Genomic DNA, 646 nt, shown 5'->3' with positions numbered 1-646 from the left:
GCCTGCGGCGCGCCCGTGCGGCGGGCCAGTTCGGCGTAGCTCACGGTTTCGCCTGCCGGGACGGCCGCCAAGGCCGCCCAGACGCGCTGCTGGAAGACGGTGCCGCGGATGTCGAGCGGCAGGTCGAACCCGTCCGAGGGTCGCTCGACGAGAGCCACGACCCGCGCCGTCACGGCCGCGAAGTCCTCGCCCGCCTCGGACAGGATGGCGCTCGGGAACCGACCGCGAAGCTCGGCCAGCAGCGGCTCCGGCGCGTCGCCCAGCAGGATGGCGCAGACGCCCCGCTCGCTTTGCGCGGCGAGCACGCTGCCAAGCGAGCAGTCGGCGACGGCGTAGCGGATCTCGGCTCCCGCGCCGCCGGCCCGGTATTGCGACGGCGTCATGCCGAGCAGCCGGTCGGCGGCTTCGTAGAACCGCCCGCTCGAACCGAAGCCGGCCTCATAGATCGCCTCCGTGACCGAGCCCGGGCGGCCGCCCAGAACCTCCCGCAGGCGGGCCGCCCGCAGCCCGTCCGCATAGGCCTTCGGCGTCACGCCGGTGATGGACCGGAACAGCCGGTGAAATCGCGAGACGCTCAAGCCCGCCTCCCGCGCCAGCGCGGCGAGACTTGGCGCCTCGTCGACGGCGGCCTCGAGCGTGCGGCAGG

1 protein-coding gene is annotated in these 646 nt (G+C 74.6%); it reads right to left on the bottom strand.

Going from position 1 to position 646, the window contains the following annotated elements; translation table 11 throughout:
• Positions 1–646, bottom strand: a 646-nt coding sequence (locus ACIKT0_RS19655; protein WP_407106930.1) for a helix-turn-helix domain-containing protein, incomplete at both ends; no start/stop codon positions are given.

Source organism: Hansschlegelia beijingensis (assembly GCF_045505405.1).
In the GTDB taxonomy this organism is placed as follows: domain Bacteria; phylum Pseudomonadota; class Alphaproteobacteria; order Rhizobiales; family Methylopilaceae; genus Methylopila; species Methylopila beijingensis_A.
This window is presented reverse-complemented; position numbering and strand designations above follow the sequence as displayed.